The organism is Flindersiella endophytica (genome assembly GCF_054779015.1).
In genome coordinates this window covers 115,147-131,381 of sequence record NZ_BAAGYY010000044.1, presented here as the reverse complement: position 1 = coordinate 131,381, position 16,235 = coordinate 115,147, and the positions used below count along the sequence as shown (strand labels likewise).

Genomic DNA, 16,235 nt, shown 5'->3' with positions numbered 1-16,235 from the left:
GCCGGCGAGCCGATACGTTAGGACCAGACCTACCCGTAAAGGAGCAAGCTCACCATGACGGCAGCACCCACCAAGGTCGCGATTGTCGGGCTCGACCACTGGTACACCGCGGTCCCGCTCGCACAGGAGTTCGCAAACCGGCCCGACACCGAACTGGTGGGCATCTGGGACGCCGACGCCGCCCGGGCCAGGCAGATCGCCGAGCAGGTGGGTGCTCCGGTCGCCGAGTCCGCGGCGCAGTTGATCGAGGACGAGTCCGTCGAGGTCGTCGGGAGCTTCGTCAGCACCGACCAGAACCCCGCGCAGGTGATCGCCGCCGCCAAGGCCGGCAAGCACATCGTCTCCATCAAGCCGCTGGCCCGCACGCTGGAGGAGGCGACGTCGATCGTCTCGGCGGTACGCGAGGCGGGCGTGACCTTCGTTCCGGCCGAGTCGCGGGTGCGGATGGCGGCGCATTCACAGCAGCTGCGCACCTGGGTGCGGGAGGGGCACTTCGGGCAGCCGCTCACCGCCAACTTCGCGATGTGGGCCGGATTGCCGCAGGGCTGGCGCGGAGACGCCCAGCCGGGCTGGTTCGCCGACCGTGACCGGGCGCCCGGCGGCGGGTGGATCGACCACAGCATCTACCACATCGACCTGCTGCGCTGGCTGTTCGACGCCCGCGTGACGTCGGTGACGGGCACGATCGGCAACCTGAAGTACCCCGACCTCCCGGTCGAGGACTACGGCACGGCCGTGATCACGTTCGACAACGGCCTGGTCGCGACGATCGAAGACACCTGGACAGCGCCGAGCGGCGGCGGGCGGCAGCAGATGAGCCTGGTCGGCACCGACGCGGCGATCGTGCAGGACAGCCTGTCCGGGAAGCTGTCGGTGAGCGGGTCGCTGCAGCCGTTCGGCGGGTGGATCCAGCTGCCGAGCCCGGCCGGCTTCGCGACCGGCGCCGACGACATCCTGTCGGTGGTCCGCGGCGAGAGCGAGCCGTTCGCCACGGTCGAGGACGCGTGGGACAACCTCGCGGCGTGCCGTGCGTTCTACGAGGCGGCCGCTTCCGGAACGTCGGTGGCGCCCGCACGCCTCTAGGGACTCCATCCGCCTGGTCACGCCGGCGGTCGCGATCGTTCACGAGTCGTGGATCGAACCCGATCGCACCGCGCACGCGACCTACGTCCTGGCCCGCGGGGATGAGGCCTGGCGGGTCACCACGACCACTGTCGTCGTCCGGCAGTAGCAGGTTGCCGGCCGGTTGCGGCGGATGACCGCCTCGCTCGACGCGGTGCGGCAACAGCCCCGCCTGGAGTTCTTACCAAATTCCTACAGGCCGTCCGCAAGGCCCCGATTCGACCTGGCGCGGCTCTAGCGTCACCAGACATGCGGGTACTCGTCACAGGCGGCCGAGGGTTCATCGGCGGCCATATCATCCAGGCGCTCCATGCCGCCGGCCATGAAGCGGCGGTGTTCGACCTCGCCGACAGCACGGACTCCGACGTACGAAACCAGGAGGCTGTCGAGGCCGCCCTGGCAGGCGTCGACGCGGTCTGTCACCAGGCCGCCAAGGTCGGTCTCGGCGTGAGTACGGACGATCTCCCCGACTACGCCTCCCACAACGACGTCGGCACCGCGGTCCTGCTCGCCGCGATGGCCCGCGCCGGACTCCCCTGCCTCGTGCTGGCCGGCTCCATGGTGATCTATGGCGAGGGCGCCTACACCTGTCCTTCCCACGGCAGCGTGCCGCCCGGTCCGCGCCGGGTCGAGGACCTCGAGAACGGCCGGTTCGAGCCGCCCTGCCCCGAGTGCGGCGCCCGGCTCGAGCCCGGCCTGGTCACCGAGGAGGCCCGCCCGGATCCCCGGAACGCCTACGCCACCAGCAAACTGGCCCAGGAGCACTACGCCGCCAACTGGGCACGCGCCACCGGCGGCCGGGTCGCCGCCCTGCGGTACCACAACGTCTACGGCCCGGGTCTCCCGTTGAACACGCCCTACGCCGGCGTCGCCGCGTTGTTCCGGTCGGCGCTGCGGCGCGGCGAGTCGCCACGGGTGTTCGAGGACGGCGGACAGCGCCGCGACTTCGTGCACGTACGCGACATCGCGGCCGCCAACGTCGCCGCGCTCGAGGCGGCCGCAGGAGAAGGGATCGAGCCGGGAACGCTGCGCGCCTACAACGTCGGCAGCGGTACGCCCCGCACCGTCGGCGACCTCGCGGGTGCGCTGGCCAAGGCGCTCGGCGGCCCGGATCCGGTGGTGACTGGCGAGTACCGGCTGGGCGACGTCCGGCACATCACCGCTTCCTCGGAACGGATTCGCCACGAGCTCGGCTGGAAGCCGCAGGTCGCGTTCGAGAACGGCATCGCCGAACTGGCCGCGGAGGAGACAGCCGCATGACGACCGTAGACGTGATCTTCCCGTGCCTGAACGAGGCGGGCGCGCTGCCGTGGCTCCTGCAGCGGATGCCGGCCGGCTACCGCGCCATCGTCGTCGACAACGGGTCGACCGACGGGTCCGACCGGATCGCCTCGGAGCACGGCGCGCTGGTCGTCCACGAGAGCCGGCGCGGCTTCGGATCCGCTTGCCACACAGGGCTCGAGGCCGCCACCGCCGACGTGGTGGCGTTCTGCGACGCCGACGGCTCGCTCGATCCCCAGGAGCTGCCCGGCATCGCCCGGCGCGTGCTCGACGGCGACTCCGACCTGGTGCTCGGCCGGCGAAAGCCCACCGGCCGCGGCGCCTGGCCGATCCACGCGCGCGCCGGCAATCTCGTACTGGCGCACCTGGTCCGGCGCAGCTGCGGCGCCCGGGTCGGTGACCTCGGCCCGATGCGCGCCGCCGGCCGGAAAGCCCTGCTGGGCCTGGAGCTGCGGGACCGCAGGTTCGGCTACCCGCTGGAGATGGTGGTCAGGGCGGCCAACGCCGGCTGGCGGATCGACGAGCTGCCGGTCGCCTATCGCCCGCGGACCGGCAAGTCGAAGGTCACCGGCACCGTCCGCGGCACGCTGCGGACCATTCACGACATGCAGAACGTGCTGACGGAGGCCGGCCATGCCCGTTGACCGTACGATCGTCGTGATCGCGAAGGAACCGCGGCCGGGCCGTGTCAAGACCCGCCTGACGCCACCGTGCTCGCCGGAGGAGGCCGCCGGCCTGGCCGAGGCGGCGCTGACGGACACGCTCCAAGTCGTCGCCGAAACCCCTGCCGTACGAAGGGTCCTGGCGCTCGACGGCCGGCCCGGCGACTGGCTTCCGGCCGGCTTCGACGTCGTGCCGCAGGCCGACGGCGGACTGGACGAACGCATCGCGGCCGCGATCGCACCGATCGACGGCCCGATGGTGCTGGTCGGCATGGACACGCCACAGCTCACGTCCGCCTTGCTGGCTTGCGACTTCGCCGACAAGCCGGCCTGGATCGGGCTCGCCGAGGACGGCGGGTTCTGGGCGCTCGGGCTCGCCTGCCCGGATCCCGGCCTGGTCCGGGGCGTACCGATGTCGACTCCGTACACCGGCGCGGTTCAGCGCCGCCGGCTGGCCGAGGCGGGCTTGGAGATCGGCGAGCTCCCCCGGTTGCGCGACGTCGACGAGTGGGACGACGCGCTGGCCGTCGCCCGGACCGCCCCGCACACGAGGTTCGCCCGGCAGCTGCGCCGGATCCAGGACAGGGCGGCCTGAAGAGATGCGAGCACCGATTGTTCTCGACCTGACCGGCTGGGCCCGTCCGACCGATCCGGTCGACGAGCTCGTCCTCGAACGCTGCAAGGCCGCCACGCTCGACGTCGGCTGCGGCCCTGGCCGGATGGTGCTGGAGCTCAACCGGCGCGGCGTGCCCGCACTCGGCATCGACGTCGCGCCCGAAGCCATCCGGCACGTCGTCGCCGGCGGCGGACTGGCCTTGCGCCGCTCGGTTTTCGGCCGGGTGCCCGGCGAAGGCCGGTGGCCGACCGCGCTGCTGCTGGACGGCTGCCTCGGCATCGGCGGCGCGCCCGAGCGCCTGCTGCGCCGGATCCGGCAACTGCTGTCACCCGGCGGAGTCGTCTACGTCGAGCACGATCCCGATCCCGACCGGCTCGACCGTTCGACGGCTCGCGTGCACGCCCGGCAGTTCGACTGGGCGGTCGTGGGCTGGCGGCATCTGGCCCGGGCCGCGTCGACCGCCGGGCTGGAGATCGAGGAGACCTGGACGGCCGGCGACCGCTCGTTCGCCGGCCTGCGTTCGCCGGGTTCGACGCGTTCACCCGGTTCGACGCCTTCGGCAAAGGGGCCGTCATGCAACTGAGAAAGCTCGAAGAGCTGGGACCACCGCCCGGCCCGTTCCGCCGTGGCTTCTGGCGCAGCCCTCTCCGCGGGCCGTGGCTCACGTCCGTACTCGGTCTGGTGCTGCTCGTCGGCCTGACGATCGTGTTCGTGACCGGGCTGCTCTCGTATGCGGCCTACAACCCGGATCTCGGCAACGATCACACTCCGGACAAGGGTCTGCTCGGCTTCTATCTGTTCGACTGGCCCACCCGGCCGAGCCGGCTGTACCAACTCACGCAGGGCCTGCACGTGCTCGTCGGCCTGGCGCTGATCCCGGTGCTCCTGGCCAAGCTGTGGTCGGTGATTCCGCGCTTCTTCGCCTGGCCTCCGGTCCGCTCGCCCGCGCAACTGCTGGAACGGCTCACGCTGGTGTTCCTCGTGGGCGGAGCGGTGTTCGAGTTCGTGACCGGGCTGATCAACATCCAGTACTGGTATCCGTTCCCGGCCGGCTTCTACGCCTCGCACCTCTACGGCGCCTGGGTCTTCATCGGCGCGCTGGTACTCCATGTCGTCCTGAAGACGCCGAGGGTCGTGCACGTCCTGCGAACACAGGGCCTGCGGCCGTTCAAGGCCGGCGTCGCCGACACGCGACCGGAGCCGGCCGAGCCGGAGGCCGAGCAGGCCGACACGCTGATCCCGCCGGCCCCGGCGCCCGCGACGATCTCCCGGCGCGGCCTGCTGGCCGCCGTCGGCGGAGGCTCGCTGCTCGTCCTGCTGCTGACGGCGGGCCAGACGATCGGCGGGCCGTTGCGCAGGCTGGCGTTGCTCGCACCGCGCGGCGGCGCGCAGGACTTCCCCGTCAACAAGACCGCGGCGAGCAGGGGCGTGACGCCGGACGACGTGGGACCGGACTGGCGGCTCGAGCTGCGCGGCGGGCGTATCGTCCGGCTGTCCCGCGCCGACCTGCTCGGGCTGCCGCTCCACACCGAGGAGATCACGCTCGCCTGCGTCGAGGGCTGGGCGACGACCCGAACCTGGACCGGCGTACGACTGCGCGACCTCGCCCGCCTCGCCGGTGCGTCACAGGCCGGCCGGGTGCTCGTGGAGTCGCTGCAACCCCGGGGCGGGTTCCGGGCGGCGTACCTGCGGAAGAACCAGATCCTGGACCCCGGCGCCCTGCTCGCGCTGCGGGTCGACGGCGAGGAGCTCACCCTCGACCATGGCTTCCCGGCGCGGATCATCGTGCCGAACAACCCCGGCGTACACAACACCAAATGGGTCTCCCGGATGACGTTCGAGGTCTGAGATGCGCAGGTTCTTCCAGTGGTACGGCGGCAACCCCCTCCACCTCCTGGTGTTCGTCGCCACGATGGCGGTGACGGCGTACGCCATGCTGAAGCTGCTCCCACGCAACCCGATCGGTGTCATCGTCTGGTTCGGCGTGGCGATCGTGGCGCACGACCTCGTGCTGCTGCCGATCTACAGCCTGGCCAACCGCTCGGTCTCGGCGGTGCTGCGCCACCGGGCGCTCCGGCTGCGGCTGCCCGCTCGCACCTGGCTCAACCACATCCGCATCCCGGCCGCGCTGTCCGGTCTGCTGTTGCTGACGTTCTTCCCGCTGATCGCCGGGATCCCGAAGAACTTCGCCCAGATCAGCGGCGGGCCACTGCCGCCGTTCCTCGGCCGCTGGCTGCTGGTCACCGCCGTCCTGTTCGCGGCCTCCGCCATCGCGCTCGCTGTGCGCGTCCGGCTGGCCACACCGCGCCGATAGAACAGTTAATTCCGGCTTGACAGCCGGTTCAGCTCAGCCTGCCCCAAAAGGCAATCGGCATTCCCGGACGGCCATCGAAAACTGCCTCCAATGCTGCTCGTGCGGAGCAGTCCGTCCATGAGACCGGCGCTCACACTGAAGCACCGGTTCGCAGCGATGTCGTGTTGACACCGATCTGTGGCCGAAGTCCATTACACAACCGTAAGGACAGCAAATGGCTGAGATGATTATTCCGTCCACCTATATCGAGGTCCGGGCGGAGGGACTCATCTCTGCGGGCCGCATCGCCACTGGAGTGGTCGGCGTGCTCGGCACCGCGGCGAATGGTCCCGTGGGGACGGCGGTCCCGCTGTCCGGCCTGGCCGCGGCCCGGCAGCTCTACGGCGCACCTGACAGCTTCACCCAGCCGACCGGCACCGAGCCGTTGACACTCGTGCGGGCGCTGGAGCAGGTCTACGCCAACGGCGCGTCGTCGGTCGTCGCCGTGCGGGTGGCGGGGGCGGGACAGGCGTCCGCGACGTTCACGCTCAAGAACGGCACCGGCTCGGCGGTCGCGACCCTCACAGCCCGCCAGCCAGGCACCGACGGGAACGCGATCCGGGTGCAGGCCGGTCCGGCCGAGGCACCTTGCGACATCGCCGGCGAGGAACACACCACCACGTTCGGCTCCTTGCGGTTTTCCCGGGTGCTGCCGTCCTCGGCGAACCGGATCCGCATCGTTCGCGGCATCTCCAAGCGGGTCGACACCCTCGAGATCGTCTACCGGCACATCGTGGAGGACGAGCGCGTCGTACCCGACGCGTCCAGCCGGTACGTCCTCGCCCAGCACCCGGTCGTGACGCCGACGGCGAGCCCGACGGTCGCCTCCGTCAACCGCGTCACGGTCACCGCGGCCGACGGCACGACCAAGGCGTACGGCGACGGCGACATCCTCTATGGATCGGGCGGCGCGCCCGGTGCCGGCGAGGTGCGGCTTTCCGACTCCACCGGCGAGCTCACGTTCGCCGCCGCCGAGCAGCCGGCCGCCGGCAGCACCGTTCGCGCGACGTACGCCGTGCAGGCGCCCGATCCCACGGCCGGCCAGATCCGGCTGAGTGTCTGGGACGGGACGCTCGACTTCGCCACCGCGGATGCTCCGAAGAGCGCCGACGGTGACAAGCTGCAGGCGTGGTACCGCGTGGACGCCGCCAGCTGCGTCGAGGTCCGCCTCGAGCGCGGCACGGCCAGCGAGAGCTACGTCGTGCCGGCCGGCACGGTCCTGGCCGAAAGAGTCAACCAGAGCTCGGCTTTCGCCTCGGTCGAAGCCGACGACACCCATGGCGGCGAGCTGCCTGCCTCCGGCGCCGACGGCTACTTCGGCACCGGCGCGAACGTCGCCGGCGCCAACGGTGAAGTGGCCACCGCGGACGACTACCGCGCGGGCCTCGACGTGCTCGCCGGGCAGCTCATCAACATCGTCGTGCTGGCCGGACAGGACGCCGCCACGATGGGCTCGGTGCTGCTCGGCCACCTCAACGAAACCGAGCAGGCCGACCACGAACGCATCGGTGTGATCGGCGCGAAAGGCAGTACGGTCGCGGAGTTCCTCGGCCACTCGACAGCCGCTGACCGGATCGTGCTCGTCGCGCCCGGACTGCGCGACTCGACGGGCACGGTGCTGCCGCCCGCCTACACCGCGGCGGCGGTCGCCGGGCTGCTCGGCTCCCTCTCGGTGCAGACCAGCCTGACCAACAAGCCGCTGAACGTTCCCGGCCTGGCGATCGACGTCAACCGGGGCGAGCAGGCCCAGCTGATCCGCCGCAACGTCCTCACCGTCGTCGACAAGCAGGGCTTCCGCGTCCTCAAGGGCGTGACGACCGCCGGCGAAGGCACGCCGTTCTCGGCCATACCGACCCGCCGGATCGTCGACTACGCCAAGTACGGCGTGCGTTCCGCGGCCAATCCGTACATCGGCCGGCTGAACAACGACCGCGTCCGTTCGGCGATGAAGGCGACTCTGGACGCCTTCCTGACCGGCATGGTCCAGGACGAGGCACTGACGTCCTACACGCTCGAAGTTTCGGCTACTCGCGCGCAGGAGATCGCGGGCGAGGTCGCGGTCACGATGACCATTCAGCCGACCTTCAGCATCGAGTACATCCGCGTCACGATGATTTTGAGCTGACCGCCTCGCGGCGAAGGAAAGGTGAACACCAGAGATGGCGAACGACGTGTACCGGGCCATCGACGCCAGCCTCATTGTGAGCGTCGGAGACAGCAACGCACCAGAAGGAGCCGCGGCCGGCGGCATCGTCGAGCAGTACGACCTCAGCAACACGGTCGGCAGCCTGCGCGATGTCGTCATCCGGGTGACGAGCGACGTCCGCGCGGTCTACGAGATCGGCAGCCGCTACCCCACGCACCTGCGACCGGGTGTGGTCAGCGTCTCCGGTTCGGCCGACCGGACCCACATCAACGGCGCGCTGCTGCGGCTGCTGCTCGGCCAGGGTGCGGTGAGCCCACCCGAGTCGGCGAACTTCGTCCAGCCGGCGTTCAACATCGTGGCCAACCTGACGTCGTCGGCGTCGCCCGACTCGTTCTCCAAGGTCACGCTGTTCGGCGTCCAGTTCGACAGCTGGAACTACCACGTTCCACTGGAGGACTTCGTGATGGAACGGGTCTCGTTCCAGGCACTGCGTATCGCGTTCGAGGAAGCCTGATGTTGTCGGCCGGCGACCTGCTGGCCGGCAGCCGGGTAGTGCACGAGGTGGTCGTTCCGGGGCATCTGCTCAACCCTGGTGGCGACTCCGCCGACGGGATGGTGAAGCTGCGGCCGCTCAGCCTGGCCGCGCTGAACCTGATCTCCAAGGCGGCAAGGGACGACGCCGGCCTGATCCCGGTGCTGATGCTCAAGGAGTCGCTGCTCGAACCGGAGCTCGGCATCGACGACATCCGCCGCCTGCAGGTCGGACTCGTGCAGTACCTGCTGGACCGGATCAACGAGATCTCCGGCCTCGGCACCGAGGACGGCGTGGACGACGCCGCCCGCAGCGCTCTCGGCGCGACACATCTGTTGCTGGCAAGGCACTTCGGCTGGACGCCGGAGCAGGTGAGCCGGCTGACCCCCGGCCAGGTGGCGATCTACCTGGCCGGCGTACGTCACCTGGTGGAGTACGACCAGGCGAGCGCCCGATGAACCAGGACCCATGGCGACTGCGGACCGAAGCCGTGACGCGCGCGACAGCCCGATGTTTCCGGCTGCCGGTGCTGGACGTTCCGGCTTCGCTCGACGCGCTGGAGGACCCGGAAGCCCAGCTGGACCGGCTGTTCGGCCGTTACCTGCCGGGATCCGAGGCTCCGCGCGACGCCCGCATCGCCATGGGCAACGCGACCACACCGGGAACGCTCGGCTCGAACACCAAGCCCGCTTGGGTTTCCACGACGGCGGGCGATGCGGCTCGGTGGCCGGGAATGACCACTCGGCAGGAGCTGCCCCTCGAGACCGCGACGCCGGCAGGTCCGGTGCCGGACCGGACGGCCGGAGCACGACGCCCGGATCCGCCTGCCGGGCAGGACGATCACGGCGGCCGGTTCCGCGCGGCCGGCGACGGTGGACGGGTGAGCAGCGGCCGGCCGCCGACCCGGATCGATGATCTGGCCGCGACGGCCGGAGCCGGCGAAGCCGGATCGCGAGCGCAGCCGAGAACCTCCGCCGCTGAACCGGACATACCACCGCGGGTGAGGAGCCGACTGGCCGGCGCGGATCTGCCGGCGGCCGGGATCCCTGTGGGCTCCGCATCCACGCCCGAGCTCCCGAGCGCCGCCACGCCGGCGGCACCGGCTGTACCTGCCGCGACCACACGATCGTCCGGTGTGCTCGCCGGACACCCGGAGCCGGTCCGGCAGCAGCCCGGCTCCACGACCCCACAACTCCCGGTGACCCGCCTCGGACGTGGCATCGCACAGCTCACCTCCGTCCTGCGTGCCGACGGCGTCGACCGTACGGACGGTATCGACGGCAACGGCAGCGGGACGGAACAGCCGCCGGCCGCCGCCGGCGTTTCGCCAAGCCAGGCAGGGCGATCGGCCACCGCACCGCCGGCCGATCCCGCCGATCAGTCGCGGCCGTACGCGCCGGCCGGCATCGACGCCCAGGCCGACCAGGCACTGGTGGCGACGATCGCCGACGAGGTCGCCGGCCGGCTGCGCGACGAACTGGAGTGGGAGTTCCAGCGGACCTACGGACTGGGTTGGTGAGCCGTGGCAGTCGAGCTTGGCGGGATCAGCGTCCACAACCTCACAGACGTCTCGGTACGGGAACGGACCCGGCTGGTCCGCCACCCGGTCCCCGGCATGGCCGGCGACGTGACCCAGGTGCTCGGACGCCCATGCGTCGAAGTGAGCTTCGCAGGTGCCTGCTACGGGCCGGATGCAGCGGACCAGGTGCAGAAGCTGCGCGACGCGCAACTGGCGGGCGAGCCTCTGGACTTCTTCGCCGAGGCGGTCGGCGAGAGCTTCGTCGCCCAGGTCGTCGTCGAGACGCTCGAAGTGGCGCAGCGGGCAGGACACCTGGACGAGTTCGGCTTCCGCTGCCGCGTCGTCGAGTACATCGAACCGCCGGAGCCGCCGGAGGCCGGCCTGCTCGGCACCGAGCTCGGCGACTTCGGAGACCTGGACAGCCTCCTGGACACCGAGGCGCTCGGCTTCGTCGACGACCTGCAGAACGCGCTGGACCAGGTAGCCGGGCTCACCGACCTGCTGACCGCGGTGCCTGACTTCGGCGACCCCACCGCCCGCCTGGGCGAGACGCTCGACTCGTTCACCGGTGCCGCCGGCGAGGCTCCCGAACTGCTCGGCACATTGAGCGACGGCGTGGCGGGACAGCTGTCGGGAGGCCTGCCGGGTGCGGACGAGCTCGCCTCGGCGAACGCCGGCGCGGCCACGCAGGCCGGTACGTTCGTCGAAGCCGTCCGTGGCCTGGCTCCGGACAACCCGGACTCGCCGCTGGCCGGCGTGGCCGGCGCCCTGAGCGGGATCGAGCAGCGCGCCGACGTCGACGTCAGCGGCATCACCGAGCAGTTGCCGGCCGCCCTCGAACGGGTCGACGGCGTGCTGCGGCCGGCGAACATCGAGTTCGTCGAGTCGATCGGCGAGGCCTACCAGACCGTACGGCAGACGCTGGACGAGCATCCGCTGCTCGCCCAGTCCGGCGGCGCCGGTGTGCTGGAGTCGGTGCTCGGCATCCTTTCCGACGTGTCCGGTGGGTTCTCCACCAACCTGGGCGCGGGAGTCGCCGAGATCCTCGACCTGGACGACGTGGCCACGCTGACCGAGGCGCTGGCGGCGATCGAGCAGCTGCGCACCTCGTTCCCCGACCACGTAGACGACCTGCTGCCGTTCCTCGCCCAGAACCTCGTCGGCCTCCCGGCAGGCCTGCTCGACGACCTGCGCACGCACCTGTCCGGAGCGCTCGAGATCGCCGTCACCGCCCAGAGCATCAACCTGCAGCCGCAGCTGCAGGCGCCGCTCACGGCACTGGCCAACGCCTACCTGGCGGTGGTTTCCGCTCTGGACGGCTTCGATCCCGCCGACGCTGCCGCATACGCCGGGCTGCGGGCCGCGCTGGACGCGTTGGGGACCGCGGCCGGCACCGCCGTCTCCGCGGTCACGGTCGTCTACAACGCGTTCGGTACGGCGGTCGACAGCTTCGACTGGCAAGCCGTCCTTTCCATCCAGCCGTTGCTCGACGCCGCCGCCGACGCGACCGCCGGGGTGCTGACGTTCGACGACCTGAGCAACGAGATCACGACGGTGCTCGAAGGTGTCGCCGCCGGCGTGGAGCGGCTGTTCGACACCGACGAGGTGACCCGGCGCGGCATGGTGTTCGCCGACGCGGTGAACCAGGTCGTGGACTCCTCGCCGCTGATGCTGGTCCGCGACGTCCTCGCCGAGTTCGTCGGCAAGCTGCGCGAGCTGATCGACCAGATTCCGCTGGAGGACGTCGAGGCCGCCATCGACGATCTGCTCACGCAGGCGAAAGGCGCGATCGACGACCTCGGCATCGACGACATCGTGACCAGCATCGAGCAGGCGTTCGCCGAGCTCGACACGTTCGTCCAGGAACAGCTCGACGAGGATCTCGTCGACGGCGTTCGCACCGCGCTGGAAGGCCTCGGCGCCCACACGCCGACTCTTCCGGTCAAGGACGTGCTGGCCAAGCTCGGCTACGTCGCCAACCAGGCCGGTGAGCTCGTCACGTCGCTGTCGGAGGGCGCCGCCGCCCAGCTGGACCAGCTCGACGCGCTCGTCGGGAGCCTGGAGGAGTTGCGCTTCACGCCGGTCACCGACGAGATCGTCGTGGAGCTGGGCGACGTCCGGGACCGGCTGAAAGCGATGGGTGCCGAGTCGCTGTCCGATGTCGAACGGCTGGCGATCCAGGGCGCGCTCGCGACGTTGCGCGCGTTGAACGTACGCGGCGAGGTCGTCGTCGGCCTGACCGCGGGATACGACGAGCTGGACGCGCTGGTACGGCAGGCCCTGCTGGCGATCCGCGGCGTGCTCGACGACCTGATGACCGTCCTCCGCCAGCTCGATCCCACGGCGTTGCTGCAACCGCTGCGAGCGGCCCTCGACGAAGCGACGGAGGCCGTGGGCAGCGCGTCGGCCCGCGCGTTGCTGGCACCGCTGCGCGAGCAGGCGGACGCGGTCGCCGAGTCGCTCGAGGCGCTACGGCCCGGCCGGCTGCTCGAGCCGCTGCAAGGAACGTACGACCAGCTCCGGGCGGCGGCCGAACTGCTGGATCCGCAACGCTGGCTCGGCCCGCTTTCCGAGGTGTGGTCGCAGGTCGAAGGTGTCCTCGACCTGCTCGACATCCGCCCCGCGCTGGAGGCCCTGGACGCCAAGCAGCACGAGCTGCTCGGCCAGGCCAGGCAGGCGATCCTGGACGCGCTCGACGACCTGAACCTGCCCGAGCCACTCGCCACGTTCGTCGCCGGACTGCGGCCGGCGATCGAGGCGATGACCGACGCGGTGCTCGGCGACCCCGACACGCAACTGCCCGAAGTCCTGCTCTACCAGCCGGTCCGCGAACAGGTGAACGCGTTGCTGCGGCCGTTGGACGAGGTGTACCAGTTGGTCGTCGACCTGGTGGCCGAGCTGCCGGAGGATGCCGTGGTCGGCGCGATGAACGCGCTGCGGCTGGGCGTCGGCGCGTTGGACGACGCCGACCCGAGCCGGCTGCTCGCGCGTTTCGTCCAGGCCAGGGACGCCTTCACCGCGACGACGCCGGACGTGCTGCTCAACGCCGTGGTCAGCCTGCCGAGCCTGCACCAGCGCTTCGAGCTACAGGCCGGCTCGGCGCCGGCCGAACGGCAGCAGGATGTCGAGGCGACCCGAGCCGCGTTCGTCTCCGTCGAGGCCGGCATCGACCTCGAAGCGCCCAGGCAGCTCCACGCGGAGATCGGTGCCCGGTTCTCGGTACGTGTGGCGGGGTTGGATCCGGCTCCGGTGGCGGAGTCGTACGCGCGGCTACGGGCCGGCCTGGAACGGCTGGTTCCCGAGTTCCTGCGGGGCGCCGAACCGCTGGACCTGCCCGCGATTCTCGCCGGCCTGGTCTCGCTCCGGCCGTCCAGCCGCACCCAGCATCTCGACGTCGCGATCGGTCGTCTGGTCAGTGGAGTCAGCAGGGTGCGCGCGGGCCTCGATCCCGTTGTCGCCAGGCTGTTCGAAGCCGTCCGCAAGGCCCTCGGCCAGATCAGCCCGCTGGTCGTCAAGGCAGCGCTGGACGAGCTCTACACGGCGCTGCACGAGAAGCTCGCGATCCTGGACCCGGGTGCGATCATCCCGCGCTTGCGTACCGAGTTGTTCCAGCCGTTCCTGGACGTGTTCGACGCCGTGGACCCGGCGCAGCTGGCGTCCCGGGTCGACGCGTCGTACACCGCCGCGGTGGAGACGCTGGCGGCACGCGTGGACGAGATCCTCGATGCCCTTGCCGGCGTGCTGGACCAGCCGCTGCGCCAGCTGGTCGAGGACGTCCAGGCCCTGATCGCCGAGCTGCAGGCCACGGTGACGGCGGCCGGCAACGCACTCGAGACCGTGGTCGACCGGCTGGAACGGCTGGACCTGGTCGTCCTGATCGACCGGCTGTCGATCGTGCTCGACAACCTCAGGACCAGCTTCGCTCTCGAGCTGGAGCGGGTCGCCAACGCTTTCGACGACATGCTCGACGCGATTCCGGTCGGAGGTGAGGTCAGTGCGTCTGCGAGTTTCTGACCGTGTGGCGGTCACTCCGCCGGAACGGGAACGGCCGGCGCTGGAGCGCCTCGACGCGATGCTGCGGGCGGAGCGGCGCGCCCGCGAGGCCGGCGAGCACTCCCATCGCTACGACTTCGACGCCAACGGCGACCTGCGAAGCATCGTGGAAGCCGACGGCAGGTGCACCAGCTTCGGCTACGACGAGCAGCGCCGGCTCAGCTCGGTGACCGACTGCAACGGCCTCCGCACCTGCTACCGCTACGACGACGCCGATCGGCTGACCGCGGTCGACGACGGCGACGTGCCGCATCGTTTCACCTACGACTCCGACGGCCGGCTCAGCCGCACCACGCACGGCAGGTCGGGTGGAAGCGTCTACCGCTACACCGGCGACGGCCGGCTGGCCGAGGCGCGGGCCGGCGCGATCAGCACGTCCTACGCCTACGCGGACACTGGTTCCGGCGCCGGCGTGACGGTGACGCAGACCCTTGCCGGGGTCGGCATCTCCGCCGAGCTTTCGTACGACGCGGACGGCCGGCTGTGCGAGCTGCGCACGCCCGGCGGCCATGTGCTGCGCCACCGGTGGGAGGCCGGCGCCTGGTCGTCGGTCGAGCTGGCCGGGCGGGCCCTGGGGAACGGTCTGCCGGACGTGGCGGAGTACGACAAGGTCGACCACCGGCCGCTCCGGGTGGCAGGGCACACCTACGAGTACACCGCCGACGGCCGGCTGGCGACCGACGGCAAGCTGCGCTTCGGCTACGACGACCGCGGGCGGTTGTCCGGCGCGACCGGCGACGTGTGCTGGCAGTACGACTACGACGCGACGGGCGATCGTGTGCTTCCCGAGCCGGTGCGGCTCAGCTACGACCGGCACGGCCGGGTCGTCCACCAGAGCCGGCCGGACGGCGACCTGACCTACCGCTACGACGACGCGGGCCAGCTGGTGGAGGTACGTCGCGACAGCGTGACCGTGGGCCGGATGGCCTACGACCACGCCGGGCGGCTCGCGCTGGCGATCCTCGGCAGCGCGGCCGAGCGGACCGAACGCTACCTCTACGCCCCCGACGGCACCTTGCTCGCCGTCACCGACGAGAACGGCGCTCCCGTACGGATTCCGGTGCGCACACCGCACGGCCTGCTCGCCGAGCTGACACCAGAGGGTGTGCGCTACCTCCGCGTCGACCACATCGGCACCGTGCACGCGGTCACCGGCGAGTCCGGAGAACTCCTTGCCCAGTTGGGCTACGGGCCGTTCGGCGAGCCGTTGCAGGACGCCGCCGTCTTCGGTGGGCGCACGTACTATCCCGAGCTCGGGCTCTACGACTTCGGTGCCCGGTGGTACGACCCGGCGCTCGGACGCTTCCTCACACCCGACAACCACACCGCCCGGCCGGACGACGCCCGGCTGGTGAGCCCGTTCCGCACCGGTGCCCGGCAGGCCGGCGAACGCGCCCGATGGCTGCCGGCCTGGCTGAACCAGCCGGCACTGCGTGACAGGTACGCCTTCTGCGGCAACGATCCGGTGAACCGCTTCGACCCCGACGGGCACTGGTCGTTCGGCTGGTTCCTGCTGAGCCTGCTGGGTGCGATCTGGACGCTGCCGAACACGTTGTTCGGCATGCTGATCGAGATCACCTGCCTGATCTCCGAGCCGATCCGCTGGATCCTGTCCGCGCTCGGCACCGCCGAGAGCTGGCAGGCCGTCGGATTCGACGCGGCGGCGTCAGGCAACCTCAACGCGTTCGCCCTGGTCTTCATCGGCGGCTGGATGGGCACCCTCGGCGACGGCGCGGCCGGCTTCCAGGCCATCACGTTCGGAAACGTGTTCTTCCTGAACCGCAAGCACACCGGCACCGCGACCAGCATCTACGAGCACGAGCTGCGTCACACCAACCAGTACGGCTGGTTCGGGCCGCTCTACCTCATCGTCTACCTGATCGACATCATCGCCAACGGATACGACGGTTCGTGGCTCGAGGGCGACGCGTTCGCACACGAGGTGCCATGA

The 16,235-nt window shown here is 70.8% G+C and carries 13 protein-coding genes; all 13 read left to right on the top strand.

Annotated features, from left to right (window positions below):
• The first annotated feature begins 54 nt into the window (after positions 1-54).
• The 13 genes from ACYVF6_RS45490 to ACYVF6_RS45430 all read left to right on the top strand — a co-directional run bounded on the left by ACYVF6_RS45490 (position 55) and on the right by ACYVF6_RS45430 (position 16,235).
• Positions 55-1,083 carry a Gfo/Idh/MocA family protein gene (locus tag ACYVF6_RS45490; protein ID WP_460533241.1) on the top strand — a complete coding sequence of 343 codons (1,029 nt, stop codon included), beginning with the start codon at positions 55-57 and terminating at the stop codon, positions 1,081-1,083.
• A 288-nt stretch (positions 1,084-1,371) separates the two neighbouring features.
• The gene (locus ACYVF6_RS45485) at positions 1,372-2,382 is read left to right on the top strand and encodes an NAD-dependent epimerase/dehydratase family protein (protein WP_460533238.1); all 1,011 of its coding nucleotides are present in this window, start codon (positions 1,372-1,374) and stop codon (positions 2,380-2,382) included.
• Positions 2,379-3,047 (top strand): glycosyltransferase family 2 protein, encoded by a 669-nt coding sequence (locus ACYVF6_RS45480; RefSeq protein ID WP_460533235.1) that lies wholly within the window; start codon positions 2,379-2,381, stop codon positions 3,045-3,047. The genes ACYVF6_RS45485 and ACYVF6_RS45480 overlap by 4 nt, the downstream gene beginning before the upstream one ends.
• Complete coding sequence (locus ACYVF6_RS45475; RefSeq protein ID WP_460533233.1) at positions 3,037-3,660, top strand: TIGR04282 family arsenosugar biosynthesis glycosyltransferase; 624 nt, start codon at positions 3,037-3,039, stop codon at positions 3,658-3,660. Before ACYVF6_RS45480 ends, ACYVF6_RS45475 begins: the two co-directional genes overlap by 11 nt.
• 4 nt (positions 3,661-3,664) lie before the next feature.
• Positions 3,665-4,264 (top strand): methyltransferase domain-containing protein, encoded by a 600-nt coding sequence (locus ACYVF6_RS45470; RefSeq protein WP_460533230.1) that lies wholly within the window; start codon positions 3,665-3,667, stop codon positions 4,262-4,264.
• Entirely contained in the window at positions 4,255-5,529 is a 1,275-nt protein-coding gene (locus tag ACYVF6_RS45465; protein WP_460533227.1) for a molybdopterin-dependent oxidoreductase, read from the top strand. The genes ACYVF6_RS45470 and ACYVF6_RS45465 overlap by 10 nt, the downstream gene beginning before the upstream one ends.
• Before the next feature lies 1 nt (position 5,530).
• Positions 5,531-5,995, top strand: coding sequence for a hypothetical protein (locus ACYVF6_RS45460; RefSeq protein ID WP_460533224.1), 465 nt, complete (start codon positions 5,531-5,533; stop codon positions 5,993-5,995).
• Between the two features lie 214 nt (positions 5,996-6,209).
• Entirely contained in the window at positions 6,210-8,159 is a 1,950-nt protein-coding gene (locus tag ACYVF6_RS45455) for a phage tail sheath C-terminal domain-containing protein (RefSeq protein WP_460533221.1), read from the top strand.
• A 34-nt stretch (positions 8,160-8,193) separates the two neighbouring features.
• On the top strand, positions 8,194-8,694 hold the full coding sequence (locus tag ACYVF6_RS45450) for a hypothetical protein (protein WP_460533218.1): 501 nt from the start codon (positions 8,194-8,196) through the stop codon (positions 8,692-8,694).
• Entirely contained in the window at positions 8,694-9,170 is a 477-nt protein-coding gene (locus ACYVF6_RS45445; protein ID WP_460533215.1) for a hypothetical protein, read from the top strand. Before ACYVF6_RS45450 ends, ACYVF6_RS45445 begins: the two co-directional genes overlap by 1 nt.
• Positions 9,167-10,231: a hypothetical protein gene (locus ACYVF6_RS45440; RefSeq protein WP_460533212.1), complete on the top strand. Its 1,065-nt coding sequence runs from the start codon at positions 9,167-9,169 to the stop codon at positions 10,229-10,231. Before ACYVF6_RS45445 ends, ACYVF6_RS45440 begins: the two co-directional genes overlap by 4 nt.
• A 3-nt stretch (positions 10,232-10,234) precedes the next feature.
• Positions 10,235-14,245 (top strand): hypothetical protein, encoded by a 4,011-nt coding sequence (locus ACYVF6_RS45435; RefSeq protein WP_460533209.1) that lies wholly within the window; start codon positions 10,235-10,237, stop codon positions 14,243-14,245.
• Entirely contained in the window at positions 14,226-16,235 is a 2,010-nt protein-coding gene (locus ACYVF6_RS45430) for an RHS repeat domain-containing protein (protein ID WP_460533206.1), read from the top strand. Before ACYVF6_RS45435 ends, ACYVF6_RS45430 begins: the two co-directional genes overlap by 20 nt.

Bases quoted from the DNA above. Each gene is read 5' to 3' on its own strand.
- ACYVF6_RS45455 (WP_460533221.1), top strand. From the start codon at position 6,210: ATGGCTGAGATGATTATTCCGTCCACCTATATCGAGGTCCGGGCGGAG.
- ACYVF6_RS45470 (WP_460533230.1), top strand. From the start codon at position 3,665: ATGCGAGCACCGATTGTTCTCGACCTGACCGGCTGGGCCCGTCCGACC.
- ACYVF6_RS45440 (WP_460533212.1), top strand. From the start codon at position 9,167: ATGAACCAGGACCCATGGCGACTGCGGACCGAAGCCGTGACGCGCGCG.
- ACYVF6_RS45490 (WP_460533241.1), top strand. From the start codon at position 55: ATGACGGCAGCACCCACCAAGGTCGCGATTGTCGGGCTCGACCACTGG.
- ACYVF6_RS45445 (WP_460533215.1), top strand. From the start codon at position 8,694: ATGTTGTCGGCCGGCGACCTGCTGGCCGGCAGCCGGGTAGTGCACGAG.
- ACYVF6_RS45480 (WP_460533235.1), top strand. From the start codon at position 2,379: ATGACGACCGTAGACGTGATCTTCCCGTGCCTGAACGAGGCGGGCGCG.
- ACYVF6_RS45465 (WP_460533227.1), top strand. From the start codon at position 4,255: ATGCAACTGAGAAAGCTCGAAGAGCTGGGACCACCGCCCGGCCCGTTC.
- ACYVF6_RS45475 (WP_460533233.1), top strand. From the start codon at position 3,037: ATGCCCGTTGACCGTACGATCGTCGTGATCGCGAAGGAACCGCGGCCG.
- ACYVF6_RS45485 (WP_460533238.1), top strand. From the start codon at position 1,372: ATGCGGGTACTCGTCACAGGCGGCCGAGGGTTCATCGGCGGCCATATC.
- ACYVF6_RS45450 (WP_460533218.1), top strand. From the start codon at position 8,194: ATGGCGAACGACGTGTACCGGGCCATCGACGCCAGCCTCATTGTGAGC.
- ACYVF6_RS45460 (WP_460533224.1), top strand. From the start codon at position 5,531: ATGCGCAGGTTCTTCCAGTGGTACGGCGGCAACCCCCTCCACCTCCTG.